Origin of the sequence: Burkholderia sp. Ac-20365 (genome assembly GCF_017104715.1) — a bacterium.
In the GTDB taxonomy this organism is placed as follows: Bacteria; Pseudomonadota; Gammaproteobacteria; order Burkholderiales; family Burkholderiaceae; genus Paraburkholderia.
The window spans coordinates 12,819-38,376 of sequence record NZ_JAAGPI010000045.1 but is presented as its reverse complement, the minus strand read 5'-3'; the positions used below and the strand labels follow the sequence as shown (position 1 = coordinate 38,376).

Genomic DNA, 25,558 nt, shown 5'->3' with positions numbered 1-25,558 from the left:
CAGTCTATCCAGGGGGCTTCATCATTAAAAATAATGTTTCTTCATTTTTTAATACGCAATAGTGGTAAAGGAATGGTTTTCGTCCGTGCACGCGTCTATCACGCCGTTTCAGCGTCGGCTTTCGACGCTCACACGACACCCGACGCGACGAACTTAAAGTAAAGCTTGAAATGCGCCGAATACTGTATAAAAATACAGTCACCTGTCTATCCATACAGTGGCGCTATGACCAAACTCACCGCACGTCAGCAACAGGTTTTCGATCTCGTCCGTCGCGCCATCGAGCGCACGGGCTTCCCGCCCACGCGGGCCGAGATTGCAGCCGAACTCGGTTTCAGCTCGGCCAACTCGGCGGAAGAACACCTGCGGGCGCTGGCGCGCAAGGGCGTAATCGAGCTGGCTGCGGGCGCGTCGCGCGGCATCCGGCTGCTGGCTGGCCAGGACGATGCCCCGCACCAGTTCACGCTGCCGCACGCCAGCATCATGCAGCTGTCGCTGCCACTCGTCGGCCGCGTCGCAGCCGGTAGCCCGATCCTCGCGCAGGAACATATCTCGCAGACTTATACGTGCGACCCGTCGCTGTTCTCGAGCAAGCCCGACTACCTGCTGAAGGTGCGCGGCCTGTCGATGCGCGACGCGGGCATCTTCGACGGCGACCTGCTCGCCGTGCAGAAGAAGAGCGAAGCGAAAGACGGCCAGATCATCATCGCGCGTCTGGGCGACGACGTGACCGTGAAGCGCCTGAAGCGGCGGCCGAACGGCATCGAACTGATCGCCGAGAACCCTGATTACGAAAACATTTTTGTTCAGGCCGGCAGCGCGGAGTTCGCGCTGGAAGGCATCGCGGTCGGGCTGATCCGGCCGACCGAATTCTAATTAGCTGAACACTGTCTGGAGAAACTCATGGAACGCCTTGCCCGCTTGCTGCCCTTTCGCCAGTTCGGTCGTCTGCGCCATCTGCGCGAGCTTGTCCCTTGTGGTTCGCTGACGGCGCTTGCGTCGAATGTCGCGGACCGCACGGCATCGCTGTTCGATGAAGAACCCCAGGCGCTGCCGTCTGCGCAGCCGGCGTTCGCGCGGGTGTCGCTGAATTCGGCGCTCAATGCAGAGCCGGCGCGCCGTGCGCCCGTGCGTGTTTATCACGGCTCGTCGCGGCTGATCATGGTCGGCACGGTGGACGCTGTCTGCAATATGATCGATCGCGCGATTGCCGAGCAAGGCGATCAACTGGCCAAGCAGGCTGCGTAAGCGCGCCCTTGCCGCGTGCGTTCAAGCGCGGAAACGCTTGCTTGCAAACTCGCGGGATCGTTTCAGCACCGATCGGGTCCACATCTGATCGATACTGAAATGGAGCACTCCGCACAATGGCAGGTTTGGTAAGAATGAGAGGCCGGGTTGGCCGGCCGCTTCTGATCGCGTTGATCGTGATCGTCGTCGTGGCTGCGCTGGGTTATGCGTATGCATCGCCGTATATCGCGCTTCAGCGGCTCAAACGCGCCGCCGATTCGCGCGATGTCGCAACGGTCAACGAATATGTCGATTACCCGGCGCTGCGTGACAGTCTGAAGATGCAGGTCACCGGACTGCTGACGCGCAGACTCGATGTGCAGCACAACGGCAATCCGCTGGCTGCCATTGGCGCGATGATCGGTGTTGCGTTGATTGGTCCGCTCGTCGATGCGTACGCGACGCCGGATGGTGTGGCTGCGCTACTCAACGGTATGCCGCCGCGCGGTGAGCCGGGCGAGCGCCCGCCTTCACCGCCCGCTGCGGACAAACCCGCTGACGGCACACCCCAGGCACCTGCGCCAGGTTCGAACCAGGCTAACGCAGACAGCAAGGCGCCGCCACAACCGCCGCAAACCACAGCGGGTTACCGTGGCGTGAACGAGTTCGCCGTCAGCTATCAGCACGGTGTCGGCGACACACGCTATTCAGCAATCTTCCGCCGTCAGGGGCTTTTCACGTGGAAGCTGTCAGCCGTCGATCTGAACGGCTGACGCATCGTCAAACGAGTATCACGACATCACGGCCGCTTCACGCGGCCGCTTGTTCTTCTTCAGCCGCCGACGAGCACGCAACCAGAATGCTGCACGACACGCGGTCCAGCAGCGGCGTGTTGCCCGCACCCATCCACCAGCGCGACAAACCCGTGCGGCAACGATGCCCGACCACCACGAGATCGGCATGCAGTTCGTTCGCCAGCGACGCAATTTCGTCGATGGGATGCCCGAACGCGAAATGCCCGGTCGCTCTCACGCCGCGCTCCGTAAGCCAGTCGACGCCTTCCTGCAGGATTTCTCGCGCCGTCTTTTCGAAGCTGCCGCACGCAACGTCGGTCAGCAGGCCCGCGCTTTGCGCGATGCTCGAGCGCATATCGACTACCGAGAGCAAATGCGTCTCGGCGCCCAGATCGAGCGCCAGATTCGCGCCGCAACGCAATGCCTTGCGGCCTTCGCGCGAGCCGTCATAGCACAGCAGAATTTTGTTGTAGCTCGCCATTTCGCTTCCCCCTTCCCCCGCGACCATCGCGGTCTCGCTTGAATCATGGTGCGCCGCAATTCCACATGCAAGGGATGGAAAACGCTAAGTGCGGTGGACCGCTCAGTCAGGCATGACGCAGCGCAAGATCGTGCATGCAATCCGCCAGCGTTGCGCATTCACGCGCCAAACGCGGTACACGCGATGCCCTAAAATAGGCAGCCGCCACGCGTTTTGCACCAGCCACGCACATATTCACGGAGCATTCACCTTCGTATGTCAGAAGCTGCAATCGAATTTCATCAGGTCGAAAAGCGTTACGGCGACAAAATCGTCGTCGATGGCTTGTCGTTTCATGTGCGCGCGGGCGAATGTTTCGGACTGCTCGGTCCAAATGGCGCGGGCAAGACCACCACGCTGCGCATGCTGCTCGGCATTGCCGCACCCGACGCGGGCAGCATCCGTCTCTGCGGCGAACCGATTCCAGTGCGTTCGCGTTTCGCGCGGGCGCGCGTCGGCGTGGTGCCGCAGTTCGACAATCTCGATCCCGATTTCACCGTCCGCGAAAACCTGCTGGTGTTTGGCCGTTACTTCGGCATGTCGGCGGCGCAGTGCCGTGCGATGGTGCCTGAACTGCTCGAATTCGCGCGTCTCGAGAGCAAGGCGGATGCGCGCGTCGGCGAACTGTCGGGCGGGATGAAGCGGCGTCTCACGCTGGCGCGCGCGCTGATCAACGATCCGGACGTGCTGATCATGGACGAGCCCACCACGGGCCTCGATCCGCAGGCACGTCATCTGATCTGGGAACGGCTGCGCTCGCTGCTCGCGCGCGGCAAGACCATTCTGCTGACCACGCACTTCATGGAGGAAGCGGAGCGTCTGTGTCACCGGCTGTGCGTGATCGAAGAGGGACGCAAGATTGCGGAAGGCGCGCCGAATGAATTGATCGCTTCGGAAATTGGCTGCGACGTGATCGAGGTGTTCGGCCCCGACCCCGTCGCGCTGCGTGACGAACTGGCGCCGCTGTCGGTGCGCACGGAGATCAGCGGCGAGACGCTGTTCTGTTACGTCGACGATCCGCAACCGGTTCACGCGCGGCTCAAGCAGCGCGCGGGACTGCGCTATCTGCACCGGCCCGCGAATCTCGAAGACGTGTTCCTGCGGCTCACGGGCCGTGAAATGCAGGACTGACGAACAAACGCGATCGAACAATCACACCATCAGGCACACAGCACAATGGACGCACGCACCTACGACACGCCCGAACCCGCTGCGATGCGCGAGCGCTTCGCAGCGCTGCCCGCGAACGCCGTCAACTGGATCGCCGTCTGGCGGCGCAACTATCTGGTGTGGCGCAAGCTCGCGCTCGCGTCGATGTTCGGCAATCTCGCCGATCCGATGATCTATCTGTTCGGTCTCGGCTTTGGTCTCGGACTGATGGTCGGACACGTCGATGGCGTGTCCTACATATCGTTCCTCGCGGCGGGCACGGTGGCATCGAGCGTGATGATGTCGGCGAGCTTCGAATCGATGTATTCGGGCTTCTCCCGCATGCACGTGCAGCGCACGTGGGAAGCGATCATGCACACGCCGCTCACGCTCGGCGACATCGTGCTCGGTGAAGTCGTGTGGGCGGGCAGCAAGGCCGTACTGTCGGGTGTCGCGATCATGCTGGTCGCGGGCGCGCTCGGCTACGCGAGCTTTCCGTCGATGCTCATTGCGCTGCCCGTGATCGTGCTGGCGGGAATGGCGTTCGCGGCCACGGCGATGATCGTGACGGCGCTCGCGCCCTCGTACGATTTCTTCATGTTCTATCAGACGCTGGTACTCACGCCGATGCTGCTGCTTTCAGGCGTGTTCTTTCCGCTGTCGCAACTGCCGCCCGCAGCGCAACTCGCCGCGCAACTGCTGCCGCTCGCGCACGCGGTGGATCTGATCCGTCCAGCAATGCTCGACCGCCCGATCGACGATGCCGCGCTGCACGTGGCCGTTCTTGTCGCGTACGTAGTCGTGCCGTTTTGTGTGTCGGCCGTACTGTTTCGCCGGCGCATGATGCGCTAAGGGCGCCGCGGCGCATCGTGCGATGCGCGGCGACGCCCCCGGATTGATCGAATCAGATCACTCTTCGTCGTCGGACCAGGGCACGTCGACGTCCGAGATGAACTCGACCGTCGCGAACGGTCCGCCTTCCTGACGGCCGATCTTGCCGTCCGCGCGATGCCATTCGACGCGAAAGATCGTGCCGGGGTCGTCGGAGCGCAAGCGGATCGAGCGCAGTTCTTCCGGGTCGGCTTCCTCGACCGGGCCATCCAGCGACACGAGCAGCGCCTGCGGCCACACGCCTTCGACGGGATCGTAAATGCGGTCGCCGTCGGGAATCGACGTGTGCGCTTCGACGCCGATCGTCGCCGATGCATCGACGATCATCTTGCCCAATGCGCGCAGCACGGCGGTTGCGCGCGCCGAATTGGCCTGACGGATAGCGAGATCGCCGCGCGTCAGCGCCTGCTCGAGTTTCGGATTGGTCTTTTGTTGGGCCATGCGATGTCCTGAGTTAACTGTTTGGCGCTTGCGCGCCGTTTGTGCAGCTGAATGCGTATTGCGCGGTGCCTGCTGTCGCGCCGGGTTCGGTGTCGGCAGCATGAACGGGCGCCATCGTAGCATTTGCGTTCATCCGACTGCGCCTTGCAGTGCAACAAGTCCGCTTCACGAGCGGGCCGGCAACACGTCAGATCGCCCGCTTGCCTCCCCAGTTTAGGACGAGATTGCGTGGCGCGACGCCATGTTTTATTACGCGCGCTTGCTCAAAAGCCGAGCGCCACCGCCAGCAATCCCGCCAGCACGCCGAATGCGACGACGCCGACTGCCACGAGCGTCAGCACGCGCGGGCGGAACGAACGCGCGAGCATCGCGAGCGACGGCACGCTGATGGGCGGCAGCGTCATCAGCAGCGCGCCCGCCGGACCGACGCCCATGCCGAGCGACAGCATCGCCTGAATGATGGGCACCTCGCCCGCCGTCGGGATCACGAACAGCATGCCGGCGACCGCCAGCGCGACGATCCACACCAGTTCATTGCCGATCTCCGGACCGACCTGCGGAAAGAGCCACGCGCGCGCCGCGCCGAGCAGCAGAACCAGCACGATGTATTCCGGCACGAGGCGCACGGCCATCCGTACAAAGATCGACAGCCAGCGCGCGAATGGGTTCTCGTCGCGCTGTTCGCCGATCAGTTCGACAAGGCGCGTATCGGCTGCCTGCGCTTCCGCCGGCGTGACGAGCCGGTTCACCAGATACCCGAGGCCGAACACCATCGCCACGCCGAGCACGAGCCGCAGCCCCGCCCAGTGCCAGCCGAGCACGAAGCCCATGAACACGAGCGTCGCCGGATTGAGCACCGAGTTGCCGAGCCAAAACGCAATCGCGCCGCCCGGCGAAGCCTGCCGTGCGCGCAGCCCGGCGACCACTGGGGCCGCGCAGCAGGTGCACATCATCCCCGGCAGCGCGAGCAGGCCGCCCGCCGCGACGCTGCCGAAACCCGTCTTGCCGAGCAGACGCGCGACCCAGTGTGCGGGCAGCAACGCCTGAACGGCCGAGCCGAGCAGCAGGCCGAGCACCATTGCCTGCCAGATCGCCTTGCCGTATGCGAGCGCGTAGGCCAGCGCCGCACTCCACGACGGCGCGGGCGCACTCGACGCCTTGCCCATCAGGATCGACGTGCCGATCGAATGCGTCGATGCCGCCGTGAACGCGCGGTTGTAGTACGGAAACCATTTGACATAGAAAAGCCCCACGATGGCGAGCAGTACGAAAATCGGCCAGGTCGAGGCGGCGGACGAGGAAGCGGAACGCGTGGTGTTCATCGTCGTGGGGTCGGTCGTTGTGTTGTTGGCGACGGCCGCGCGTGCGGTGTGCGCAGCGTTCACGCGCGACGGCACGCAGGCATCGGCGCGCGGCAACGCCCACTGTACACGGATCAGCGTGGATCGTAAAAAGTAGGGCCGAAAGCGGCTGGAGCGTGCGCTTTCGCAATTGGAGGCGGGTCGTGCGTCGATCGAAACCAAATGCTCGCCGCCCGCGCGCCGCGACATGACTGTCGCGGCGCGCTGCGCTCAGGGCGCGGGATTGGGCTGCAGTTCGTGCAGCGCGTCGATCTCAGCGAGCACTTCCGGCGACAGCTTCACCTTGGCGCTGGCGATGTTCTCTTTCAGTTGATCGAGCGAGGTCGCGCCGATCAGATTGCTCGTCACGAACGGACGGCTGTTGACGAAGGCCAGCGCGAACTGTGCGGGCGACAGACCGTGACGCTTCGCGAGTTCGACGTAACGGGTGATCGCCTGCACGGATTGCGGCTTGCTATAGCGCTGAAAGCGTTCGAACAGCGTGATGCGCGCGCCTGCTGGACGCGCGCCGCCTTCGTACTTGCCCGACAGCCAGCCGAACGCGAGCGGCGAATACGCGAGCAGACCAACATGCTCGCGATGCGTGAATTCGGACAGCCCGACTTCGAACGTACGGTTCACGAGACTGTACGGATTCTGGATCGACACGATGCGCGGCAAGCCGAGCTTCTCCGACGCGCGCAGAAACTGCGCGACGCCCCACGGCGTTTCATTCGACACGCCGATATGACGCACCTTGCCTTCCTTCACGAATTCCGCGAGCACGCTGAGCGTCTCTTCGATAGGCACGGTGTACGCATCATCGATCCACGGATACGCGGAACGGCCGAACGTCATCGTGCTGCGATCGGGCCAGTGCAACTGGTACAGATCGACGTAATCCGTCTGCAGACGCTTGAGGCTGTCGTTCAGCGCCTCAGTGAGATTCTTGCGATCGAACTGGTTGCCCTCGCCGCGAATGTGACGCGGGTTGTGCGGCTGACGCGCGGGACCGGCAATCTTGGTCGCGAGCACGATCTTGTCGCGCATTGCACGGTTCTGCGCGATCCACGTGCCGATGTAGCGCTCCGTCGAGCCCTGCGTTTCCGGGCGCGGCGGCACCGGGTACATCTCGGCGGCATCGATCAGCGTGACGCCCTGGTCGAGCGCATAAGCAATCTGCTCGTGCGCTTCGCGCTCCGTGTTCTGCTCGCCCCACGTCATCGTGCCGAGACCGATCAGGCTGACCTGCACATCCGTATCGCCGAGTCTGCGGTATTCCATCTGTTGGTTCCTGTTCGTGTTTTTACGAGTGATACATCGCCAGACGACGAAATTACCACGTCCGCGGCGAACGCGTGCGTGGCTAGAATATCGGCTGGCCGCGCGGGTTTCGATGCGCTTACAACCTTTCCGGAGAGTCATGTCGATGTCAGATACGCCGTCCACATCAGCCGGTCCTTCGAGCGGACGGCAGTCGCTGATCGTGACGCTGGTGGCCGCGGCGTTTTTCATGGAGAACCTCGACGGCACGATCATCGCGACGGCCTTGCCGCAGATGGCGCATTCGTTCGGCGTGCATGCCGTCGATCTGTCGATCGGCATCACGTCGTATCTGCTGACGCTCGCCGTGTTCATCCCCATCAGCGGCTGGGCCGCCGACCGCTTCGGCGTGCGCAATGTGTTCACCGCGGCGCTGGCCGTGTTCACGGCGTCGTCCGTCGTGTGCGGGATGACGGACGGGCTCGTCGCGTTCACGGCTGCGCGCATCGTGCAAGGAATCGGCGGCGCGATGATGGTGCCCGTCGGACGCCTTGCCGTGCTGCGCGCGACGCCCAAAGACGATCTGATGCGCGCAATTTCGATCATCACGTGGCCGGGGCTGGTTGCGCCGGTGATCGGTCCGCCGCTTGGCGGCTTCATTACGACGTATTCGTCGTGGCGCTGGATCTTCTATCTGAATCTGCCGCTCGGTCTCCTCGGGATCGTGCTCGCGTGGCGCTTCATCGCCGCGGAAACGGAAACGCACAAGCGTCCGTTCGACGGCATCGGCTTCGCGCTGTGCGGTATCGCGGGCACGGCCATCATGTATGCGATGGAACTGCTCGGCCGCTCGGATGCGCCGTGGCGCGAAGCGCTCGCGTTTCTCGCAGGCGGTGTGGTCGCAGGCGTCGGCGCCCTCTTTCATTTGCGGCGCAGCGCGCATCCTGTGGTCGATCTGTCGGCGTTTCGCCTGAGGACATTTGCCGTGGCGATGGGCGGCGGATCGCTCTTTCGCGTGTCGATCAGCGCTGTGCCGTTTCTGCTGCCGCTAATGTTTCAGCTCGGCTTCGGCATGAACGCGTTTCACTCGGGGCTGCTGACGCTTATCGTGTTCGCCGGCAATCTGTCGATGAAGCTCGTCACGACACCTGTCATGCGGCGCTTCGGCTTTCGTCCCGTGTTGCTCGTGAATGGCGCGCTCGCGGCGCTGAGCATCGCGGCGATGAGCCTGCTGACCGCGGGCACGCCGCTTGTGCTGACCGCCATCGTGCTGTTTGCGAGCGGCCTGTCGCGTTCGTTGCAGTTCACTGCCGTCAACACGCTCGCCTTCGCCGATGTGCCGAAGCCGCAGATGAGCGGCGCGTCGACGTTATCGAGTACGCTGTCGCAAATGACGATGGGCATGGGCGTCGCGCTCGGTGCCATCGCGCTGCGGGTCGCTGCGTGGCTGCATGGGCATGATGCGCAGTCGGTGACGCCCGCGGATTTCAGCGTCGCGTTTCTGCTCGTGGCGGCTGTCGGGCTGGTGGCGATTCTCGATGTGTTTGGGCTCGCGCGCGATGCGGGTGCGCATGTAAGCGGGCATCGCCAGCGAGGACGGGTTTGAGCGGCGTGGTGATTTCTCTGGATGGTTTGCGTTGAGATGAATGTCGAACAGTTTGAATTGCTCGTGACGCGCACGATGCCCTTCGGCAAGTACAAAGGGCGCGTGATCGCCGATCTGCCGGGACACTACCTGAACTGGTTTGCGCGTGAAGGATTTCCGCCGGGAGAGATCGGCAGGTTGCTCGCGTTGATGCACGAGATCGATCACAACGGCTTGAAGGATATCCTCAAGCCTTTGCGGAAGGGATGAGGCGCGCTTGATTCGACGCGTGCGTTCGATGCTTCGAACGTCGCGTTGTCCTGAAGGACAAAACAAAAACGGCACTGTGATTACTCACAATGCCGTTCTTGAATTCTTTGGGGTGGCTGATGGGACTCGAACCCACGACGACAGGAATCACAATCCTGGACTCTACCAACTGAGCTACAGCCACCACTGCACTACACCTTCGCCGCTTTGCTGCAGAGCGCTGCTCAGCAACGAAGAAGCGAGATTATACAAACACGAATCGTATTTGCAAAGCCCTTTATTCAAAGATTTCGCTGGGCTCGCGCAAATGTTGTCGCGCCTCGTCGAAAATCGCGAGATCGCGAGCCTGAAGCTTCTTGCTGTCCGACAGCACGCGCCGCCATCCGCGCGAACCCGCGACGCCGCGATACAACCCCAGCGCATGCCGCACGATCGAGCCGAGATACGTGCCGCGCGCAAGCTCGGCGCGGCAATATTCGATCAGTTGGGCTTCCGCTTCTTCGCGCGTCGGCGCGATGTCCGTCGAGCCGTAGAAACGCGCGTCGACATCGGCGAGCACGTAGGGGTTGTGATACGCCTCGCGGCCGAGCATCACGCCGTCGACGTGCTGCAGATGCCCTTCCACTTCATCGAGCGTCTTGATCCCGCCGTTGATGATGATCTCGAGCTGCGGAAAGTCGCGCTTGAGCTGATACGCGTAGTCGTACTTGAGCGGCGGAATCTCGCGATTCTCCTTCGGGCTCAGGCCTTTGAGGATCGCATTGCGCGCGTGCACGATGAAGACTTCGCAGCCGGCATCGGCAATCGTGCCGACGAAGTCGCGCACGAACGAATAATCTTCGACGTCATCCACACCGATGCGGTGCTTGACCGTCACGGGCACTGACACGACATCGCGCATCGCCTTCACGCAATCGGCGACGAGTTGCGGCTCTTTCATCAGGCACGCGCCGAACGCGCCGCGCTGCACGCGCTCCGACGGACAGCCGCAGTTCAGATTGATCTCGTCGTAGCCCCACTGCTCGCCGAGTTTTGCCGAGCGCGCCAGATCGTCTGGTTCGCTGCCGCCAAGCTGCAGCGCGACGGGCGCTTCGTCAGCCGTAAACGCCAGATGACGTTCGACGTCGCCGTGAATCAGCGCGCCCGTCGTCACCATCTCTGTATACAGCCAGGTGTGGCGCGACAGTGTGCGGTGGAACGAGCGGCAGTGGCGATCGGTCCAGTCCATCATCGGCGCGACGGATACACGACGGGGACTGACGGGACTGACAGTAGGCTTCGAAGACATGAGGCAGCGGACCAGAAATAAAACAGCGTGAGATCAACCCGCAATTTTACCGCAAGCCGGCCTCAAACCCGTCTTTTTACGTCGCAGCAATCCCGGAAGCCCATGATTTACATAAGGTTTTTCCGGCCGCGATGAGCCTCTTTTAAGGGCGCATACACGCGAAAAGCCCACCCAGCCTGCCTCGAAGCATTGTTTCGAATCTCAGAATAGTAATTTCAAATTATCGGCACAAAAAGTCGATAGTAAGGGTATACACTGCCTTCCATCGACGTTGCGAACACAGCACTCCACGCAAGACCCGCAATGTCTTACCGAATCAAACATTACGGAGAGTTCACCATGAAGACCAAGCTTATCGCCGCAGTCCTGATCGCCGCTTCCGCCACGCTGGCAGCGCCTGCTTTCGCAAGCGGCTACGGCCCGGCTCCGCATTACAACCCGAGCGTCGGCGCACCGGCTTCGCAACAAGGCCAAAGCGCACAAACGCTGGCAGCAGAAGCGCAGCAAGCCAACGCAGTCGCCTACGGCGGCGTGCAAAACGGCTCGACGCAAGCTGGCAAGCATGAGCCCGTCACGGGCCCGGGTTCGGTTTTCTTCGGCCACTAAGCCGAAGCGGATCTGACGCAGATTTCGTAGCAGGCAGTACCCGGTAGTACGCGCAGTACGTAGTTGCAGGCAGTAACAGGCATCACTGGTAACACGCAGTTCCCGCAGTTGCAGTCGAAATCGAAGTTGCAGCAGGTAGTGGAAGTGGCCGTTGAAGTCGAAGTTGCAGCACGTCGTAGAAGTCGAAGTTGTTGTTCCAGATGTAGCAGTACCGCAGTCAAAGCTTGATCGTAGTAGCAGTACCGTTGATGGCGAAGCAGGCAGTATCTGGAAGTACCAGCAGTTCGAAGTTGCCGTACCCTGGAAGTACCACGCAGTCTGTTGTTGCAGGTGGTGTTAAGCCGGATGTTCTCCTCCAGAGCATCCGGCTTTGTTTTTTGCGGCATCGAAAAGCGGACCGGCTATCCGCCTGCCGCGAGCAGTTCGACGTCGATGGCCTCGCGCGCCGCGCGAAAACCGGCTTCGGCCGCCGCGTGCTCCGTCGGCCAGAAACCGTCGATCGGAACCAGCCGCCAGTCGAGCATCACCGCGTCATCCTTCAGGATGCGGAAATGCGCCTTGACGCCCGTCATGACCTGCTCCACGCAGACCTCCATCTCGAAGTCCTTGTAGCGCTCCTCGTAGTCGCCCATGTCGATGCCTTTCGGCTTCATTGCGCGTTCCTCCGCGGTCGGGTTCCGTCGTCCGACTCAGTCACTCGAATCTGTTCAGTCTCTGGAAGCTAGTCGCAATCGCCCGACAGGTACTTCCTGCCGTCGCAGGTGATTTCGACGCCCGCGCCCTTCCCCGATTTCGCCACCAGACCCGCGCCCAGCAGTTCCTTCTCGACGACGGGTTCGACGGCAGGCGCCGCCTGCCCTGTGCCGATGTCGTTCAGTTGCCGCAAGGTATCGATTGCATCCGCACTCAAGGACTTCGTCATCGCAGCCTCCGCATTCGTTGGCGACGCGCCGCCCGGATGGCAATGCGCCAGTCGATGATCAGTTCATGCTAGCACTTCCTGCGCGGATTGCCGGGATACGTCGCGGCGGGCAAATGCGCTGCGTCCGGGGCTGGCACGCGGCTAGCGATACGGAGGAGTAACCGCAGGGAGAATCCGATGATTCCAACGAAGATGGGACTGAAGCTCCGCGTCTGTGCGACAACGGGAATAGCCATTGCGCTGGCCATGTCGGCGAGCGTCGCGCCGATGGCGCGGGGTCAGACCGTCGCGCCGCAGGCAGGCGGCACGCCGATGGTAAAGCCGCCGCCCGCGGCGGCGTCGGGCGCGGCGAGCGCAACCAATCCCGACAACATGCCCGTCAAGAAGCCACGCAAGCAGCCTAACGACGACATGTCGGTACATCCGCCCGCGAGCGCAACCAACGCGAAATAGCGGGCGGACAACGTGGCGCGCGCGCCGGCTCAATACGGCCGACGCGCACCCGTTGCAGCCATTACAGTCGCGCGATTGAAACTTCCGTCGATTTGACGAGCGCGACCACTTCCGCGCCCACCTTGAGTTCGAGTTCGTCGATCGAGCGCGTCGTGATCACCGACGTGACGATGCCGAACGGCGTGTCGACGTCGACTTCGGACACGACGGGTCCGCGGATGATTTCCTTCACTTTGCCTTTGAACTGGTTGCGTACGTTGATCGCGGAAATGCTCATGTCGGATAACTCCGTGGTCGATGAAAAAGTCGGCGGGCGTCAGCCCGCAAATGTGTTCACACTGCCCAGCGAATATCGCGTGCGTGCACGCTGTGGGTGGTGTTACCGGATGAAACAGCTTCGTCGTTTGCACGTGTCTTCATCACACGTTGCAGCACGCGCTCTTCGAGTTGCGCGAACGCCGCCGTCGCACGCTCGCGCGGTCTTGCGAGCGGCACGGGCTGATCGAGTGCGATCCTGCCCTCCTCGATCAGCAGGATGCGATCGGCGAGCGCGACGGCTTCCTGCACATCGTGCGTGACAAGCAAGGCCGTGAAGCGATGCTCGCGCCATAACCGCTCGATCAGCGCGTGCATTTCGATACGTGTAAGCGCATCGAGCGCGCCCAGCGGTTCGTCGAGCAGCAGCAATTGCGGCCGATGCACGAGCGCGCGCGCCAGCGCGACGCGCTGCCGCTGGCCGCCCGAAAGCTGCGCGGGCCAGTCGTTCGCGCGTTCGAGCAGACCGACTTCGTCGAGCACGCGGCGTGCGTTATCACGCGACGAACGGCCCAGACCCAGCATGACGTTCTGCAGCACGGTCTTCCAGGGCAGCAGGCGCGCGTCCTGAAACATGATGCGTGTGTCGAACGGCTGCGCGCCGTCGGCGCGTTTGTCGAGCGTGCCCGAGCTCGGCGCTTCGAGACCGGCGATCAACCGCAGCAAGGTCGATTTGCCGCAACCGCTGCGTCCGACGATCGACACGAAGCTGCCGCGCTCGATCGACAGATCGAAGTCCGACAGCACCGCGCGCTCGCCGTAACGCTTGCCGACGCCGCGCAGCTCGACGGAGATGTCCTGCTTCTCGCGTGCAATCTCGCGTAACGCAGGCGCTGCTTGCGCCGGCACACGCTCGTGCGTGCCCTGTTGCCGGAGTTCGGCTTCGAGATCCGCGCCCGTGATCCCGCCCATCAAGACGGACAATGTGCTTGCACTCATGCTTTCGATCCTCGTTGATACGCGGGATGCCAGCGCAGCGACACGCGCTCCAGCCCCTTCGCGAGCATGTCGGCGAGCTTGCCAAGCGCCGCATACAGCAGAATGCCGACCACCACCACATCCGTTTGCAGGAACTCGCGCGCGTTCATCGTCATGTAGCCGATGCCCGATTGCGCAGAGATCGTTTCCGCGACGATCAGCGTGACCCACATCAACCCGAACGCGAAGCGCACGCCGACGAGAATCGACGGCAACGCGCCCGGCAGGATCACGTCGCGATACAGCGCGAAACCCTTCACGCCGTAGCTGCGTGCCATCTCGATCAGATTGGTGTCGACGGAACGGATGCCGTGATACGTGTTCACGTAGATCGGGAAAAACACGCCGAGCGACACGAGAAACACCTTCGCCTCTTCCTCGATGCCGAACCAGAGAATCACGAGCGGAATCATCGCGAGTGCGGGGATGTTGCGGATCATCTGCACGGTCGTATCGAGCGCGATATCGATGGGACGGAACAAGCCCGTTGCGAGACCGAGCACGAAACCAATCCCGCCGCCGATCGCAAAGCCCGACACCGCGCGCCACGTGCTGACCTTCACATCGGCCCACATTTCACCCGATTGGATCAGCGACCACGCAGCCTTCACGACGGCGAGCGGCTCAGGCAGCACGCGCGTCGACAGCACGCCGCTGCGCGCAGCGCTTTCCCATGCGAGCAGGATCACGAGCGGCACGATCCACGGCGCGAGCCGGCGCGCGAGACCCGCGACGTTCAGCCTCGCGAAATTCAGGCTCACGGGGCGATTGCCAGAAACAGTCGACATAAACCAGCACTCCTTTTACCAGGCGATGCGTGACACAGCATCGCCTTCAGTCAGATCAAGACAGATCAATCGCGCGATCAGCTTTGCGACGCCTTCGGCGCATAGTTATTGCCGACGATCTCGCCGAACGGACCCGACAGCGGCCCGCTCACACCCGCACGCTGACGTCCCGGCAGCAACGGGAACACGAGTTCGGCAAAGCGATACGACTCTTCGAGGTGCGGATAGCCGGACAGAATGAACGTCTCGATGCCGAGGTCCGCGTATTCCTGCATGCGCGCGGCAACCTGCTCCGGACTGCCGACGAGCGCCGTGCCCGCGCCGCCGCGCACGAGACCCACACCCGCCCACAGGTTCGGATAGACCTCCAGATCCTTGCGCGAGCCGCGCTTGCCACCGTGCAATGCGGCCATGCGCCGCTGGCCTTCCGAATCCATCTTCGAGAACGACGCCTGCGCGCGCGCAACCGTGTCGTCATCGAGCTTGCTGATGAGCTTGTCGGCGGCAGCCCACGCTTCGTCTTCCGTTTCTCGCACGATCACGTGCAGACGGATGCCGAACCTGATCTTGCGGCCATGCTGCGCGGCACGCGCGCGGATGTCCGCGATCTTCTTCGCGACGGCTTCGGGCGGCTCGCCCCACGTCAGATACGTATCGATATGCTCGCCCGCCATCTCATGCGCGGCCGGCGACGACCCGCCGAACCATAGCGGCGGATGCGGATTCTGCACAGGCGGATACAGCACCTTGCCGCCCTTCGACTTCAGATGCTTGCCGATGAAATCGAGGCTTTCGTTCTGATGCGCATTGGTCAGCAGGCCGCGCCAGATGCGCAGGAATTCGTCAGTGATTTCGTAGCGCGTGTCGTGATCGACGAACAGTCCGTCGCCTTCGAGTTCGGCTGCATCGCCGCCTGTCACGACGTTGATCAGCAGACGCCCGCCCGACAGCCGGTCGAACGTCGACGCCATGCGCGCCGACAACCCCGGCGACGCAATGCCCGGACGGATCGCGACCAGAAACTTCAGGCGCTTCGTCGCGGGAATCAGGCTCGACGCGACAACCCATGCGTCTTCGCACGAGCGGCCCGTCGGCAGCAGCACGCCCTCGTAGCCGAGCGTATCGGCTGCGACGGCGATCTGCCGGAAGTAGTCATAGTCGGCTGCACGGGCGCCTTGCGACGTGCCGAGATAGCGGCTGTCGCCGTGAGTCGGAATGAACCAGAACACATTCATGTGCTGCTCCTGCTTTATTCGTGTGATGTCGTCGGGCTTAAGCGTTCTCGATGCCTGCGGGCGCAGTCGCCGGGCGTGTCATGTCCCGCCGCGTCCGCGCAGCGCATCGGAAACTGATGATTGAAGATGACCGCGTCAGCGGCGACAGCGAGGCGGCCTGCCTTGCATGCCAAGGTCGCGCACAGCGGACGACTTAGCCGGGCAAGCGCGAATGGGCATCGGATGGGACATCGCGACGGGTTCTCTCGTGTGAATCGGCGTGATCGGCGCACGCAGCGCGGCATCCCTGCGCGCGAAACGTGTCGGAGCGGCGGCGTGCATCATGCGCAATTCATGGGGGCAGCGCCGCCTGCATGGGAAAACAGTCTATGGACGGCGCTCTTTCTTTTGAACGATTTTTTTGAGCTTAGGTTTTCCACTTTCGTGATTTACCTGACGCTGCAGCATACGTCGCGAAACCGCACAGGCCGCCAAATCCCCAGCGCGCCGCCGATATAATGGCGCTCGTCTCCGATTAACCTGCACGGGCGTTGCGATCTATCATCGACGCCCGGCGACCGACGCTGTCAAGCATGCAAAAAATCATCCTGCCGTTCGTGTCCGGCTTTCTGGCGTCGCTGTTCTTTCACGAGTCGACGCTCGCGCTTCTGCACGCCGCCGGCCTCATCGACCCGACAGGGTTCTCGACCGCGCCGTTCATGCCCATCGGCTTGCCGGAATTCATCGCGAATGCGATCTGGAGTTCGGTGTGGGCGGTGCTGATGGCGTGGCTGCTGCGCGTGTCGCCCGAGCGGCCCGCGCCGTGGATTCAGGCTTTCGTGTTCGGCGGCATCGTGCTGACGGCGGCCGGCGTGTTCGTGGTCGATCCCCTGCGCGGCATCTGGCCGTCGGGCAATATGCTGCCGCGCCTTGCGCTCGGCTTCGCGTCGAATGCGATGTGGGGCTGGGGCGCGCTCGTGTTCATGCGCGCCTTCATGACGAGCGACGACTGAGGCCGCTCTACTTCTGCCCTGCTTCTATTGATTGATTCAGCCTTCCAGGTCCCGCAACGGATGTTCGTTCGCGGGCCACGGGCTGTCAAACATCTTTTCGACATCCGCGCGCGGCACGTCCTCGATACGCGCAAAGCGCCACTGCGGCTGATTGTCCTTATCGATGATGCGCGCACGGATGCCTTCCGCCGCATCGCCGCGTTCGAACGATGAACGCGTCAGATCGAGATCGCGACGCAGCACTTCGGCCATCGTGCCTTCGGCGCGCGTGACCACTTCGAGCGCGACGGCCATCGACAGCGGCGAGCGCTCGCGCAGCGTGGCGCCTGTCTGCTCGGCCCAGTCGGCGTAGGTGCAATCGCCTTCGCGATCGAGCGACTGGATGATCTGCGCGACGTCGGGCAACGCGAAATGCCGGTCGATCGAAATACGCGCGTCGGCGAGCGGCGAGGTGTCGGGCGTCGGCACCACCTTATGCGACTCCGCTTCACGCAGCACGCACGCGACGACATCCGCGCCCGCCTCGAACGGTTGCGTCTTCAGGCGGTCGAGCAGCGCGGGAATCGCTTCGTCGGGCACGTAGGTATCGGCGAGACCTGCGTAGAGCGCGTCGGCTGCCCCGATGGTTTCGCCCGTCACAGCAAGATAGCGGCCGATCGCGCCCGGCGTGCGCGCCAGAAACCAGCCGGCGCCGACGTCGGGAAAGAGCCCGATGCGCGTTTCCGGCATCGCCATGCGCGTGGTCGACGTCACCACCCGCAAGCCGCCCGTGCGATGCGCGCCCTGCGAGATCCCCATGCCGCCGCCCATTACGACGCCGTTCATGAACGCGATATACGGCTTCGTGTAGGTGAAGATCGCATGGTCGAGCCGATATTCTTCGATGAAAAACGTATCGACGGCATCGCCATCGCTGCGGCGAAACGACTCGTACAGGTAACGGATATCACCGCCCGCGCAGAACGCGCGCTCGCTCGTGCTGCGCACGACGACCGCTAGCACGTCGGGATTCTCGCGCCATGCGTCGAGCGCCGCGTGCATCGCCCGCATCATCGAGAGCGACAGCGCGTTGAGCGCCTTCGGCCGGTTCAGCTCGATGAAGCCAATGCCGTTGGCAACATAGGCGATGAGTTCGTCGGAGGCGCTGCGCGATTCGGATGTCGACATGGTGTGGGCGTGAAGCGGTTGAATGAGCTTGCGACGCCAACGGTAGCACGCGCATCGGACTTCTTCAGTGAAACCGGCACAGCCGGCTATGCGGCACTTACCTTCGATGAGGCACTGCGCCGCGCTTTGGGCGGCTTGTCCGCTTCCTTGCTGTCGCCCTGATCCGGCGCGGCATCTGCGGACGCTTCGCCCGCTCCGAACCACGCGACGAGCGCCGCATCCACCACGGCATCGAGCGGCGCGCGGGGAAACACGGGGCAAGTCAGATGCAACGCGACGATGCCATGCATCGTCGCCCAGAACGCCTCGGCGCAAACCAGACTATCCGGCGCGCCGGACAGACGGCCTTCTGCCTTGAGCGTGTCGATCGACTCGACCATCAGACGAAAGGCTTTGTCGTCGGCAGCCTCTGCGTTTTCTGTCTGATCGCCGCCGACCAGCGCCGCGCCCGTATAAGACGGATCCTCCATGAAGATCAGCCGGTACGTTTCCGGATGCGCGACGCCGAACGCGACATACGCGCGTCCGATTGCCTTCAGCCGTTCGGCGGGATCGGCAATCGAGATCAGCGGCTCGAAGCTGGCGAGCAGTTGCGCGTAGCCCTCCGCACACAGCGCGCGTGCGATCGCATCGCGGCTTTCGAAGTGCAGATAGAGCGTGGCAGGCGAATATTCGATCGCGTCGGCGATCTTGCGCATCGACAGCGCGCCAAACCCTTCGCGCATGACGATGCGCCGCGCGGCATCGAGGATGCGGCCGCGCAGTTCCTGCTTCTGACGAGTCTTTCTTTCAGCGATTCCCATGTGACCGATTTTCCGGTTGACAAACTGAAAAGTCAAATTAAACTGAACATCGTTCAGTGAACAGTGTTCAGTAAATTTTCTGCGCTCAATTTTGCTCGACGAAACGGCGGGCGCATTCGACGGGAGATGTCATGGAAAACGCAGCACAGATCGGGCTGTTCGGCGCAGCGGGCGCCGCCGGACGCAGCATTGCCCACGCGCTGAGCGCGGCGGGCCGGCGCTATCGCGTGATCGGACGTGGGCGGCAGGCGTTGGTGGAATCGTTCGGTGACGATTCGCTCGCGGAAATCGCCACGTGGAATCCGGACGATCCCGCCTCGATCGCCTCCGCAGCGGCTGGTTTGCAGACGGCCATCTATCTGGTCGGCGTGCCGTATCACCAGTTCGAACTGCATCCCGTGCTGATGCAGAAAACACTCGACGCGCTGCGCGCGGACGGCGTCCAGCGGCTGATCCTGATCGGGACGGTGTATCCCTATGGGCGGGCGCGCAGCATGCCCGTCACCGAATCGCATCCGCGCGAACCGCATACGTTCAAAGGCAAGATGCGGCTCGCGCAGGAGAACCTCGTCATTGATGCGCATGGCCGCGACGGGCTCGAAACACTCGTGTTGCGTCTGCCCGATTTCTACGGTCCTGGCGTCGAGCGAAGCTTGCTGCACGGTGTGTTCGAAGGCGCGGCGAAAGGCACGCGCGCGCAGATGATCGGCCCGATCGACGTGTCGCATGAATTCGTGTTCATGCCCGACGTGGGGCCGGTGGTCGAACGGCTATCGCGCACGCCTGAAGCCTTTGGCCGCGTGCTGCATCTGGCGGGTGCGGGCACCACGACGCAGCGCGACATCGCCGCGCGCGCGTATGCGCTCGCGCAGTGTGAGCCGAAGCTGATGGTGGCGAACAGGACGATGCTGCGGGTCATGGGTCTGTTCAACCCGCTATTGCGCGAAATGGTCGAGATGCACTACCTGCTGACGGACCCCGTCGTGCTCGACGACTCAGCGCTGACGAAGCTGATCGGCCCTGTTATGAAGACTTCATATGAAGCGGGCATCGCACAATCGCTGGCGGCTGCGCAACGTGCCGTTCGGCAAGCAGGCGCGCAGCCGGCATGATGCTGCGGCCATGCGATGTCGCCCTTCAGACGCGTCAGACGATGTGCAGCAACTCAGTTGCTGGCCAGATTGCCGGGAGGAAAGTGGCCGCTTTTGAGCAAAACGGGCGTGCCATTGCTGATCAATAGATGTTCGCGCGCGACGGCTTCGATGCGCTCGCGTCCCGCATCGAAAGCCCGGCGCCAGCCGTCGGTATCGTTGATGTCGGCGCCGAAATGGTCTTCGAGCGCTTCGACGGAAATCGCGCACGGCACCCGTTCACCGTCGACCAGCGCCGGAAACACCAGCGTCAGGTTGAAGTCGCGGTAGGCGGGTGCATCGGCGGGAAAACGAATCTCCATGGTGACCTCATCGGGAAAATCCGGCGTTCCAGGCGAGCGGCCGCACGGCACGCGAGAACCGGCATGCGGACGGCTGACCCAATCAGCGGGCTTTATGGTACTCGTAGCGGCATGCGACGGTCCAGCATCGCCGTTGCTGCACTGGCGGATTTGCACCGTGCAGGCGCGATGCGGCTTAGTCGCCATCCAGCAGCCGGTCGATATAAGCGCGCCCCGCTTTCTCGACGAACACGAGCGCTTCGTCTTCCGTTGCGAAGCGATGCTCGTCGCCGATCTCGATCAACGTTTCCATCCGGTGCGGATCATCGGGGCCGCGCTCCGACAGACTGACGGATCCGACGTACAGGCCTTCGCGCTCGCCCGCGCGCCGCGCCTGCTCATGCGGCGGCACGAGCCGCGCCGACGCGCTGATGTAATAGCCCCGGTACGGGCCGCTCACCCGCTCTGCCATAGTTGCCTCTCGATGGATCGTGCTGCAGGTTATGGGATCGACAGCACGCGGCACGCCGCGTGCATACACGGTAAGTCTTCGCGCCGCACGATAAGTTCTGTGCGCGCCATCCTCAACGCGCGCATAGGCGCGCTGCCTGCAATTTCCGGACGAGAACCGACGATATGGGAAAATATTTTCTTCGAGAGCGCGAAATCGCCGAACCGGACGCGGCCAATGCATGGTTCGCGTACGCGGAAAGTCACGGAATCGACATTCCGAAGGCGATCAGCATCTGGGAGGACGCACCGACGGAGGAAGGCGCAGAAAGCCGGCGCCTCGTCGGGCAGGCGGGGATCCGCGTCGAGTTGTCAGAAACAGGACATACAGGCCTCAGGCTCGAAACCTGACACGCGCAACGGCTGGCACGGTCCGGCGTCAGGGCTGTCCTGCCGCGCATTAGTGGCAGATGTTCGCCGCTGCCGCTCGCGCTCCTCCCGCACACCCAATTCTGGAAGGAAAGGAAACATAATGAAGTCGATCGAACGGCGCGCGCGCCACCCTCTTTTCTCAAACGCGATCCGCGCCGCCGTGCTGCCCCTTGCCGCCCTCGCCATCGCGGGAAGCCTCGGCGCGTGCGCGTCGTCGAACACGACGACGCTGATCAACCTGCCCAACGGGGAAACGGGCTTCGCAGTCAGCTGCAGCGGCGCCGACGCGGGGTCGAGCTGGGCGTCGTGCTACGTGCAGGCGGGCAAGGCCTGTGGCGCGACGGGTTACGACATTGTTTCGAAGGACAACGACGAAGGCGGCACGGCGGGCGGCAGCATCACGAACGTGGTGTCGGCGAATGTGAAAACGCGTTCGATGGTGATCCGCTGCAAGTGATGCCCAGGCTGGCGCCGCGTGGCGTCAATGTGCCTGCATCTTCGAAAACAGATTGAGCACGACGACGCCCGCGACGATCAGCCCGAGCCCCGCGACCGCCGCGAGATCGGGCACCTGTCGATACATCACGATCGCCACCAGCGTGATCAGCACGATGCCGACACCCGACCAGATTGCATACACGATGCCCACGGGCAGGCTCTTCAGCGTGAGCGACAGGCAGTAGAACGAAATGCCGTAGCCAAGCAGCACGACGACGGCGGGCACGAGCCGCGTGAAGCCTTCCGACGCACGCAACGCCGACGTCGCGATCACTTCGGCGACGATGGCGATGGCGAGCAAGGCATAAGGAGGCACGCGCATGCATCAAGCCTTCGCAAGCGCGAGCTTGCTGTAGTCGTGACCGAGATGCGCGCACAGTGCTTCGACGACGAGTTCGTGATCCGCGCGCTGCGGCAACCCCGACACCGTCACCGAGCCAATCACGCCCACGCCCTTCACCTTCAAAGGAAATGCGCCGCCGTGCGACGCGTAATCGGCGGCGGAGAGTGCGTGCTTGTCGGCGAGCGTGCCATTCGACTGCTGCAGCTTCAAACCGACTGCATAAGAACTGCACTGGAAATGCGCAACCGTGTTGCCCTTGCGACGCGCCCAGTTGACGTTGTCGGGCGTCGCGCCTTCGAGCAATGAGAAGAACATCGGCTGCCCGAAGGTGCGGATGTCGATGGCGAGTGCAAGGCCGCGCGCTTTGGCGATCTCATGCAGCCAGGCACCGAGTTGCCACGCGATGTCGGCATCGAAATGGGGGAAGACAAGCGTGTGTTCCTGCGCAGCGATCGACTGCAAATCGTGAGCGATGTCCATGGCGTGTCGAGATAGCAAGGATGGATGTGTGCCGCGCTTCGCTTGATGCACGGGTGACACGTAGCTTCATGCGGCGCGGAAGAACGGCGATTCTAGCGCACGTGTTGCGCGCTACAGGACCATGCTCTCACAGGAATGCGTGCCTTCGACGCGCACTCGATGCGCCTGTCGCGGCAAGCCAGATCGCCGTCGTTTTCTACACTTTCATGTCGATTCTTAAAAACTGATTGCATCGAGCATGCGTTTGCCCTATACTCTTTTCTTCGACGGACGCGGGGTGGAGCAGTCTGGCAGCTCGTCGGGCTCATAACCCGAAGGTCGTAGGTTCAAATCCTACCCCCGCAACCAGTACTCACTGGTCATAGGCTCCAAAAGTGTCATAAGTGCCGTCGTATCATCAAACCCGCCAATGGCGGGTTTTTTGTTTTGTGGCTCCATGCCCGCTTCGACATGAAGCGACCACATGCTCGACAGACGCACGCCATGTCACGAGGTCCGTACGCGTCATCGTCAACCCGCGCCCCGGTGATACACTCCCATCACCGTTTCCCATCCCCTCCCTATGAAATTCTGTTCCGTCTGCGGCCACGCAGTGAGCCTGAGCATTCCGCCCGGCGACAACCGGGAGCGCTTCGTCTGCGCGAGCTGCGGCACCGTGCACTATCAGAATCCACGCAACGTGGTCGGCACCGTTCCCGTCTGGGACGACAAGGTGCTGCTGTGCCGTCGCGCGATCGAACCGCGTTACGGCTACTGGACGCTGCCCGCAGGCTTCATGGAAATGGGCGAGACGACCTCGGAGGCCGCTGCGCGCGAGACGCTTGAGGAAGCCGGCGCGCGCGTCGAAGTGCAGAATCTGTACACGCTGCTGAATGTGCCGCACGTGCATCAGGTGCATCTGTTCTATCTGGCGCGGCTGCTCGATCTCGACGTCGAAGCGGGCGAAGAGAGTCTCGAGGTGCGCCTGTTCGAAGAACATGAAATTCCGTGGGACGACATCGCGTTCCCGACCGTCGCGCAGACCTTGCGCTTCTTCTTCACCGACCGCGCGTCGGGCAACTACGGCCTGCACACGGGCGATATTTTCCGCTCGCTGCGCGACGGCTGACGCTACCGACAGCTGTCGCATGGTCCCCTGGCTAGGCCCCGACGATCCCTTTCCGCCTGTCGAGCGCGCGCTGTCCGCAGCGAGCGGCGCGCCCGGCCTGCTCGCGGCAAGCGCCGACCTGCTGCCGTCGCGTCTGATCGATGCGTACCGGCGCGGCATCTTTCCGTGGTACTCGGACGGTCAGCCCGTACTCTGGTGGACGCCCGATCCGCGCATGGTGCTGCGCCCGAGCGAGTTCAAGATTTCGCCTTCGCTTAAAAAGACGCTCAAGCGCGTCTTGCGCGACGACGCATGGGAAATCCGCGTCGACGCCGACTTCCCCGCTGTGATGCGCGCCTGCGCGCTCGCGCCGCGGCATGGCCAGCGCGGCACGTGGATCACCTCCGACGTCATCGATGCCTACACCGCGCTGCACCGGCGCGGCGAAGCGCACAGCATCGAAACCTGGCATGAGGGCAAGCGTGTCGGCGGATTGTATGGCGTGTCGTTCGGCAAGATGTTCTTCGGCGAATCGATGTTTGCGAACGCCACCGATGCGTCGAAAATTGCGCTCTCCGCGCTCGTCTTTCACTTGCGACGTCACGAAATAGAAATGATAGACTGCCAGCAGAACACGTCGCATCTGGCGTCGCTGGGCGGCCGCGAGATCGCGCGCAAGGCGTTCGTCGCGCATGTGCGCGCGTGCGTGGATGCGGCGCCGATCCCCTGGTCGTTCGACAAAACCGTCCTGCGCGATCTTTTTGCGCCGGCGCAATGATGCGCAAGGCGGTCGAGGACCGGAGCCGCCGCGCGATCAGCGACAATCGCCAATGACGTGTCCGTCGGGCACGCTGCAAGCTACCGTTCAGCAACGAGCCAGCAGCGCGCCGGACTGGCAAAACCAGAAACGCTTCGAGAGCTGCCAACGTGACTCACCCCAATGAGCTGCCGCTTTCACCGCTTTCGGCGCTGCAATTCTATGCAACAGCGCCTTACCCTTGCAGTTATCTGGAAGGGCGCGTCGCGCGCTCGCAGGTTGCGACGCCCAGCCATCTGATCAACTCCGACGTCTACACCGAACTCGTGCGCGCGGGCTTTCGCCGCTCGGGCGTGTTCACGTACCGACCGTATTGCGACGGCTGCCGCGCGTGCGTGCCCGTGCGCGTGCCCGTCGAACGCTTCACACCTAACCGCACGCAGCGGCGCGTGTGGAAGCGGCACGGCAACCTGATCGCGACCGTCGCACCCCTGCATTACGACGAAGAGCATTACGCGCTCTATATGCGCTACCAATCGGCGCGTCACGCGGGCGGCGGCATGGACCGCGACAGCCGCGACCAGTACGAACAGTTTCTGCTGCAAAGCCGGATCAATTCGCGCCTCGTCGAATTCCGCGAGCCGGCCAATCCCGGCTATGCGGGTCATCCCGACATGCCCGGCACGCTGCGCATGGTCAGCATGATCGACATCCTCGGCGACGGGCTGTCGTCGGTGTACACGTTCTTCGATCCCGACCTGCCGCACACCAGCTTCGGCACCTACAACATCCTCTGGCAGATCGAACAGGCGCGCAGCCTGAAGCTGCCGCACGTGTATCTCGGCTACTGGATCCGCGAAAGTCCGAAAATGGCGTACAAGGCCAATTTCACGCCGCTCGAAGGCCTGTTCGACGGCACATGGAAAGTGCTCGATCCCGCCGCGCCGGAACTGTCTCCCGTCGATGCCGCGAAGTCCGGCATCCGTATCCGCGGCTGAGCTTCTGCGCTGCGCGAAGCGCGCGAAAACCGAAACGTCGATGGCGGGCGCGCC

33 protein-coding genes and 2 tRNA genes are annotated in these 25,558 nt (G+C 63.0%); 17 read left to right on the top strand and 18 right to left on the bottom strand.

Annotation, left to right across the window (positions count from 1 at the left end):
• Positions 1-225: 225 nt before the first annotated feature.
• From lexA to G3O01_RS39495, 3 genes are all read left to right on the top strand, one after another.
• Positions 226-876, top strand: a complete 651-nt coding sequence (lexA, locus tag G3O01_RS39505; protein ID WP_205812906.1) for a transcriptional repressor LexA — start codon at positions 226-228, stop codon at positions 874-876.
• Positions 877-903: 27 nt separating this feature from the next.
• Entirely contained in the window at positions 904-1,248 is a 345-nt protein-coding gene (locus G3O01_RS39500) for a hypothetical protein (RefSeq protein ID WP_205812905.1), read from the top strand.
• A 116-nt stretch (positions 1,249-1,364) separates the two neighbouring features.
• Positions 1,365-2,000 carry a DUF2939 domain-containing protein gene (locus G3O01_RS39495; RefSeq protein WP_205812904.1) on the top strand — a complete coding sequence of 212 codons (636 nt, stop codon included), beginning with the start codon at positions 1,365-1,367 and terminating at the stop codon, positions 1,998-2,000.
• A 37-nt stretch (positions 2,001-2,037) separates the two neighbouring features.
• On the opposite strand, the gene G3O01_RS39490 is transcribed toward G3O01_RS39495, so the two are convergent.
• On the bottom strand, positions 2,038-2,502 hold the full coding sequence (locus G3O01_RS39490) for a universal stress protein (protein WP_205812903.1): 465 nt from the start codon (positions 2,500-2,502) through the stop codon (positions 2,038-2,040).
• 243 nt (positions 2,503-2,745) lie between these two features.
• Between G3O01_RS39490 and nodI the strand changes: the two genes are divergently transcribed.
• The gene (nodI, locus tag G3O01_RS39485; protein WP_346779260.1) at positions 2,746-3,672 is read left to right on the top strand and encodes a nodulation factor ABC transporter ATP-binding protein NodI; all 927 of its coding nucleotides are present in this window, start codon (positions 2,746-2,748) and stop codon (positions 3,670-3,672) included.
• Positions 3,673-3,717: 45 nt separating this feature from the next.
• A complete protein-coding gene (locus tag G3O01_RS39480) occupies positions 3,718-4,542 on the top strand; it encodes an ABC transporter permease (RefSeq protein ID WP_205812901.1) in 825 nt (274 codons plus the stop codon).
• A 57-nt stretch (positions 4,543-4,599) separates the two neighbouring features.
• On the opposite strand, the gene G3O01_RS39475 is transcribed toward G3O01_RS39480, so the two are convergent.
• The 3 genes from G3O01_RS39475 to G3O01_RS39465 form a co-directional block, all read right to left on the bottom strand.
• Positions 4,600-5,022, bottom strand: coding sequence for a hypothetical protein (locus tag G3O01_RS39475; RefSeq protein WP_205812900.1), 423 nt, complete (start codon positions 5,020-5,022; stop codon positions 4,600-4,602).
• Positions 5,023-5,285: 263 nt separating this feature from the next.
• Positions 5,286-6,344, bottom strand: coding sequence for a permease (locus G3O01_RS39470; RefSeq protein ID WP_205812899.1), 1,059 nt, complete (start codon positions 6,342-6,344; stop codon positions 5,286-5,288).
• 249 nt (positions 6,345-6,593) lie between these two features.
• The gene (locus tag G3O01_RS39465; protein WP_205812898.1) at positions 6,594-7,646 is read right to left on the bottom strand and encodes an NADP(H)-dependent aldo-keto reductase; all 1,053 of its coding nucleotides are present in this window, start codon (positions 7,644-7,646) and stop codon (positions 6,594-6,596) included.
• A gap of 139 nt (positions 7,647-7,785) precedes the next feature.
• Here G3O01_RS39465 and G3O01_RS39460 point away from each other — a divergent pair, with 139 nt between their 5' ends.
• A complete protein-coding gene (locus G3O01_RS39460) occupies positions 7,786-9,231 on the top strand; it encodes an MFS transporter (protein WP_205812897.1) in 1,446 nt (481 codons plus the stop codon).
• A gap of 36 nt (positions 9,232-9,267) precedes the next feature.
• Entirely contained in the window at positions 9,268-9,480 is a 213-nt protein-coding gene (locus G3O01_RS39455) for a DUF3820 family protein (protein ID WP_205812896.1), read from the top strand.
• A gap of 108 nt (positions 9,481-9,588) precedes the next feature.
• Here the strand turns inward: G3O01_RS39455 and G3O01_RS39450 are convergent.
• A tRNA-His gene (locus G3O01_RS39450) sits at positions 9,589-9,664 on the bottom strand.
• A gap of 93 nt (positions 9,665-9,757) precedes the next feature.
• On the bottom strand, positions 9,758-10,768 hold the full coding sequence (gene dusA, locus G3O01_RS39445) for a tRNA dihydrouridine(20/20a) synthase DusA (RefSeq protein ID WP_205812895.1): 1,011 nt from the start codon (positions 10,766-10,768) through the stop codon (positions 9,758-9,760).
• 339 nt (positions 10,769-11,107) lie between these two features.
• Here dusA and G3O01_RS39440 point away from each other — a divergent pair, with 339 nt between their 5' ends.
• Positions 11,108-11,374 (top strand): hypothetical protein, encoded by a 267-nt coding sequence (locus G3O01_RS39440; protein WP_205812894.1) that lies wholly within the window; start codon positions 11,108-11,110, stop codon positions 11,372-11,374.
• A 401-nt stretch (positions 11,375-11,775) separates the two neighbouring features.
• Here G3O01_RS39440 and G3O01_RS39435 read toward each other — a convergent pair whose 3' ends face one another.
• Positions 11,776-12,027 carry a hypothetical protein gene (locus G3O01_RS39435; protein WP_205812893.1) on the bottom strand — a complete coding sequence of 84 codons (252 nt, stop codon included), beginning with the start codon at positions 12,025-12,027 and terminating at the stop codon, positions 11,776-11,778.
• A gap of 68 nt (positions 12,028-12,095) precedes the next feature.
• Positions 12,096-12,296 carry a hypothetical protein gene (locus G3O01_RS39430; protein WP_180719727.1) on the bottom strand — a complete coding sequence of 67 codons (201 nt, stop codon included), beginning with the start codon at positions 12,294-12,296 and terminating at the stop codon, positions 12,096-12,098.
• A gap of 177 nt (positions 12,297-12,473) precedes the next feature.
• Between G3O01_RS39430 and G3O01_RS39425 the strand changes: the two genes are divergently transcribed.
• Positions 12,474-12,749 carry a hypothetical protein gene (locus tag G3O01_RS39425; protein ID WP_205812892.1) on the top strand — a complete coding sequence of 92 codons (276 nt, stop codon included), beginning with the start codon at positions 12,474-12,476 and terminating at the stop codon, positions 12,747-12,749.
• 61 nt (positions 12,750-12,810) lie between these two features.
• On the opposite strand, the gene G3O01_RS39420 is transcribed toward G3O01_RS39425, so the two are convergent.
• The 4 genes from G3O01_RS39420 to ssuD all read right to left on the bottom strand — a co-directional run bounded on the left by G3O01_RS39420 (position 12,811) and on the right by ssuD (position 16,065).
• Positions 12,811-13,026 carry a molybdopterin-binding protein gene (locus G3O01_RS39420; protein ID WP_012401038.1) on the bottom strand — a complete coding sequence of 72 codons (216 nt, stop codon included), beginning with the start codon at positions 13,024-13,026 and terminating at the stop codon, positions 12,811-12,813.
• Positions 13,027-13,082: 56 nt separating this feature from the next.
• Positions 13,083-14,003, bottom strand: coding sequence for an ATP-binding cassette domain-containing protein (locus G3O01_RS39415; RefSeq protein ID WP_205812891.1), 921 nt, complete (start codon positions 14,001-14,003; stop codon positions 13,083-13,085).
• Positions 14,000-14,830, bottom strand: a complete 831-nt coding sequence (gene ssuC / locus G3O01_RS39410) for an aliphatic sulfonate ABC transporter permease SsuC (RefSeq protein WP_205812890.1) — start codon at positions 14,828-14,830, stop codon at positions 14,000-14,002. The genes G3O01_RS39415 and ssuC overlap by 4 nt, the downstream gene beginning before the upstream one ends.
• A 77-nt stretch (positions 14,831-14,907) precedes the next feature.
• Positions 14,908-16,065 carry an FMNH2-dependent alkanesulfonate monooxygenase gene (ssuD, locus tag G3O01_RS39405; RefSeq protein WP_205812889.1) on the bottom strand — a complete coding sequence of 386 codons (1,158 nt, stop codon included), beginning with the start codon at positions 16,063-16,065 and terminating at the stop codon, positions 14,908-14,910.
• Between the two features lie 572 nt (positions 16,066-16,637).
• Between ssuD and G3O01_RS39400 the strand changes: the two genes are divergently transcribed.
• Positions 16,638-17,057, top strand: a complete 420-nt coding sequence (locus G3O01_RS39400) for a hypothetical protein (protein WP_205812888.1) — start codon at positions 16,638-16,640, stop codon at positions 17,055-17,057.
• A gap of 36 nt (positions 17,058-17,093) precedes the next feature.
• On the opposite strand, the gene G3O01_RS39395 is transcribed toward G3O01_RS39400, so the two are convergent.
• Both G3O01_RS39395 and G3O01_RS39390 read right to left on the bottom strand, forming a co-directional pair.
• Complete coding sequence (locus tag G3O01_RS39395; RefSeq protein WP_205812887.1) at positions 17,094-18,224, bottom strand: enoyl-CoA hydratase/isomerase family protein; 1,131 nt, start codon at positions 18,222-18,224, stop codon at positions 17,094-17,096.
• 86 nt (positions 18,225-18,310) lie between these two features.
• Complete coding sequence (locus tag G3O01_RS39390) at positions 18,311-19,027, bottom strand: TetR/AcrR family transcriptional regulator (protein ID WP_205812886.1); 717 nt, start codon at positions 19,025-19,027, stop codon at positions 18,311-18,313.
• Positions 19,028-19,158: 131 nt separating this feature from the next.
• Here G3O01_RS39390 and G3O01_RS39385 point away from each other — a divergent pair, with 131 nt between their 5' ends.
• Complete coding sequence (locus G3O01_RS39385) at positions 19,159-20,139, top strand: NAD-dependent epimerase/dehydratase family protein (RefSeq protein ID WP_205812885.1); 981 nt, start codon at positions 19,159-19,161, stop codon at positions 20,137-20,139.
• Positions 20,140-20,192: 53 nt separating this feature from the next.
• On the opposite strand, the gene G3O01_RS39380 is transcribed toward G3O01_RS39385, so the two are convergent.
• Positions 20,193-20,480 (bottom strand): DUF1488 domain-containing protein, encoded by a 288-nt coding sequence (locus tag G3O01_RS39380; RefSeq protein ID WP_205812884.1) that lies wholly within the window; start codon positions 20,478-20,480, stop codon positions 20,193-20,195.
• A gap of 175 nt (positions 20,481-20,655) precedes the next feature.
• Positions 20,656-20,931, bottom strand: coding sequence for a hypothetical protein (locus G3O01_RS39375; RefSeq protein WP_205812883.1), 276 nt, complete (start codon positions 20,929-20,931; stop codon positions 20,656-20,658).
• 164 nt (positions 20,932-21,095) lie between these two features.
• Between G3O01_RS39375 and G3O01_RS39370 the strand changes: the two genes are divergently transcribed.
• On the top strand, positions 21,096-21,320 hold the full coding sequence (locus G3O01_RS39370; protein ID WP_205812882.1) for a hypothetical protein: 225 nt from the start codon (positions 21,096-21,098) through the stop codon (positions 21,318-21,320).
• 121 nt (positions 21,321-21,441) lie between these two features.
• Entirely contained in the window at positions 21,442-21,798 is a 357-nt protein-coding gene (locus G3O01_RS39365) for a hypothetical protein (RefSeq protein ID WP_205812881.1), read from the top strand.
• Between the two features lie 24 nt (positions 21,799-21,822).
• On the opposite strand, the gene G3O01_RS39360 is transcribed toward G3O01_RS39365, so the two are convergent.
• Positions 21,823-22,161 (bottom strand): multidrug efflux SMR transporter, encoded by a 339-nt coding sequence (locus G3O01_RS39360; RefSeq protein ID WP_205812880.1) that lies wholly within the window; start codon positions 22,159-22,161, stop codon positions 21,823-21,825.
• Positions 22,162-22,164: 3 nt separating this feature from the next.
• Complete coding sequence (locus G3O01_RS39355) at positions 22,165-22,662, bottom strand: heme-degrading domain-containing protein (protein WP_205812879.1); 498 nt, start codon at positions 22,660-22,662, stop codon at positions 22,165-22,167.
• Positions 22,663-22,933: 271 nt separating this feature from the next.
• Between G3O01_RS39355 and G3O01_RS39350 the strand changes: the two genes are divergently transcribed.
• The 4 genes from G3O01_RS39350 to G3O01_RS39335 all read left to right on the top strand — a co-directional run bounded on the left by G3O01_RS39350 (position 22,934) and on the right by G3O01_RS39335 (position 25,504).
• Positions 22,934-23,010 (top strand) — tRNA-Met (locus G3O01_RS39350).
• Between the two features lie 214 nt (positions 23,011-23,224).
• Positions 23,225-23,770, top strand: coding sequence for an NUDIX hydrolase (locus tag G3O01_RS39345; RefSeq protein WP_205812878.1), 546 nt, complete (start codon positions 23,225-23,227; stop codon positions 23,768-23,770).
• A gap of 19 nt (positions 23,771-23,789) precedes the next feature.
• Positions 23,790-24,527 carry a leucyl/phenylalanyl-tRNA--protein transferase gene (gene aat / locus G3O01_RS39340; RefSeq protein WP_205812877.1) on the top strand — a complete coding sequence of 246 codons (738 nt, stop codon included), beginning with the start codon at positions 23,790-23,792 and terminating at the stop codon, positions 24,525-24,527.
• Positions 24,528-24,676: 149 nt separating this feature from the next.
• Positions 24,677-25,504: an arginyltransferase gene (locus G3O01_RS39335; RefSeq protein WP_205812876.1), complete on the top strand. Its 828-nt coding sequence runs from the start codon at positions 24,677-24,679 to the stop codon at positions 25,502-25,504.
• Positions 25,505-25,558 lie beyond the last annotated feature (54 nt).

Bases quoted from the DNA above. Each gene is read 5' to 3' on its own strand.
- lexA (WP_205812906.1), top strand. From the start codon at position 226: ATGACCAAACTCACCGCACGTCAGCAACAGGTTTTCGATCTCGTCCGT.
- G3O01_RS39500 (WP_205812905.1), top strand. From the start codon at position 904: ATGGAACGCCTTGCCCGCTTGCTGCCCTTTCGCCAGTTCGGTCGTCTG.
- G3O01_RS39495 (WP_205812904.1), top strand. From the start codon at position 1,365: ATGGCAGGTTTGGTAAGAATGAGAGGCCGGGTTGGCCGGCCGCTTCTG.
- G3O01_RS39490 (WP_205812903.1), bottom strand. From the start codon at position 2,502: ATGGCGAGCTACAACAAAATTCTGCTGTGCTATGACGGCTCGCGCGAA.
- G3O01_RS39480 (WP_205812901.1), top strand. From the start codon at position 3,718: ATGGACGCACGCACCTACGACACGCCCGAACCCGCTGCGATGCGCGAG.
- G3O01_RS39475 (WP_205812900.1), bottom strand. From the start codon at position 5,022: ATGGCCCAACAAAAGACCAATCCGAAACTCGAGCAGGCGCTGACGCGC.
- G3O01_RS39470 (WP_205812899.1), bottom strand. From the start codon at position 6,344: ATGAACACCACGCGTTCCGCTTCCTCGTCCGCCGCCTCGACCTGGCCG.
- G3O01_RS39465 (WP_205812898.1), bottom strand. From the start codon at position 7,646: ATGGAATACCGCAGACTCGGCGATACGGATGTGCAGGTCAGCCTGATC.
- G3O01_RS39460 (WP_205812897.1), top strand. From the start codon at position 7,786: ATGTCGATGTCAGATACGCCGTCCACATCAGCCGGTCCTTCGAGCGGA.
- G3O01_RS39455 (WP_205812896.1), top strand. From the start codon at position 9,268: ATGAATGTCGAACAGTTTGAATTGCTCGTGACGCGCACGATGCCCTTC.
- dusA (WP_205812895.1), bottom strand. From the start codon at position 10,768: ATGTCTTCGAAGCCTACTGTCAGTCCCGTCAGTCCCCGTCGTGTATCC.
- G3O01_RS39440 (WP_205812894.1), top strand. From the start codon at position 11,108: ATGAAGACCAAGCTTATCGCCGCAGTCCTGATCGCCGCTTCCGCCACG.
- G3O01_RS39435 (WP_205812893.1), bottom strand. From the start codon at position 12,027: ATGAAGCCGAAAGGCATCGACATGGGCGACTACGAGGAGCGCTACAAG.
- G3O01_RS39430 (WP_180719727.1), bottom strand. From the start codon at position 12,296: ATGACGAAGTCCTTGAGTGCGGATGCAATCGATACCTTGCGGCAACTG.
- G3O01_RS39425 (WP_205812892.1), top strand. From the start codon at position 12,474: ATGATTCCAACGAAGATGGGACTGAAGCTCCGCGTCTGTGCGACAACG.
- G3O01_RS39420 (WP_012401038.1), bottom strand. From the start codon at position 13,026: ATGAGCATTTCCGCGATCAACGTACGCAACCAGTTCAAAGGCAAAGTG.
- G3O01_RS39415 (WP_205812891.1), bottom strand. From the start codon at position 14,003: ATGAGTGCAAGCACATTGTCCGTCTTGATGGGCGGGATCACGGGCGCG.
- ssuC (WP_205812890.1), bottom strand. From the start codon at position 14,830: ATGTCGACTGTTTCTGGCAATCGCCCCGTGAGCCTGAATTTCGCGAGG.
- ssuD (WP_205812889.1), bottom strand. From the start codon at position 16,065: ATGAATGTGTTCTGGTTCATTCCGACTCACGGCGACAGCCGCTATCTC.
- G3O01_RS39400 (WP_205812888.1), top strand. From the start codon at position 16,638: ATGCAAAAAATCATCCTGCCGTTCGTGTCCGGCTTTCTGGCGTCGCTG.
- G3O01_RS39395 (WP_205812887.1), bottom strand. From the start codon at position 18,224: ATGTCGACATCCGAATCGCGCAGCGCCTCCGACGAACTCATCGCCTAT.
- G3O01_RS39390 (WP_205812886.1), bottom strand. From the start codon at position 19,027: ATGGGAATCGCTGAAAGAAAGACTCGTCAGAAGCAGGAACTGCGCGGC.
- G3O01_RS39385 (WP_205812885.1), top strand. From the start codon at position 19,159: ATGGAAAACGCAGCACAGATCGGGCTGTTCGGCGCAGCGGGCGCCGCC.
- G3O01_RS39380 (WP_205812884.1), bottom strand. From the start codon at position 20,480: ATGGAGATTCGTTTTCCCGCCGATGCACCCGCCTACCGCGACTTCAAC.
- G3O01_RS39375 (WP_205812883.1), bottom strand. From the start codon at position 20,931: ATGGCAGAGCGGGTGAGCGGCCCGTACCGGGGCTATTACATCAGCGCG.
- G3O01_RS39370 (WP_205812882.1), top strand. From the start codon at position 21,096: ATGGGAAAATATTTTCTTCGAGAGCGCGAAATCGCCGAACCGGACGCG.
- G3O01_RS39365 (WP_205812881.1), top strand. From the start codon at position 21,442: ATGAAGTCGATCGAACGGCGCGCGCGCCACCCTCTTTTCTCAAACGCG.
- G3O01_RS39360 (WP_205812880.1), bottom strand. From the start codon at position 22,161: ATGCGCGTGCCTCCTTATGCCTTGCTCGCCATCGCCATCGTCGCCGAA.
- G3O01_RS39355 (WP_205812879.1), bottom strand. From the start codon at position 22,662: ATGGACATCGCTCACGATTTGCAGTCGATCGCTGCGCAGGAACACACG.
- G3O01_RS39345 (WP_205812878.1), top strand. From the start codon at position 23,225: ATGAAATTCTGTTCCGTCTGCGGCCACGCAGTGAGCCTGAGCATTCCG.
- aat (WP_205812877.1), top strand. From the start codon at position 23,790: ATGGTCCCCTGGCTAGGCCCCGACGATCCCTTTCCGCCTGTCGAGCGC.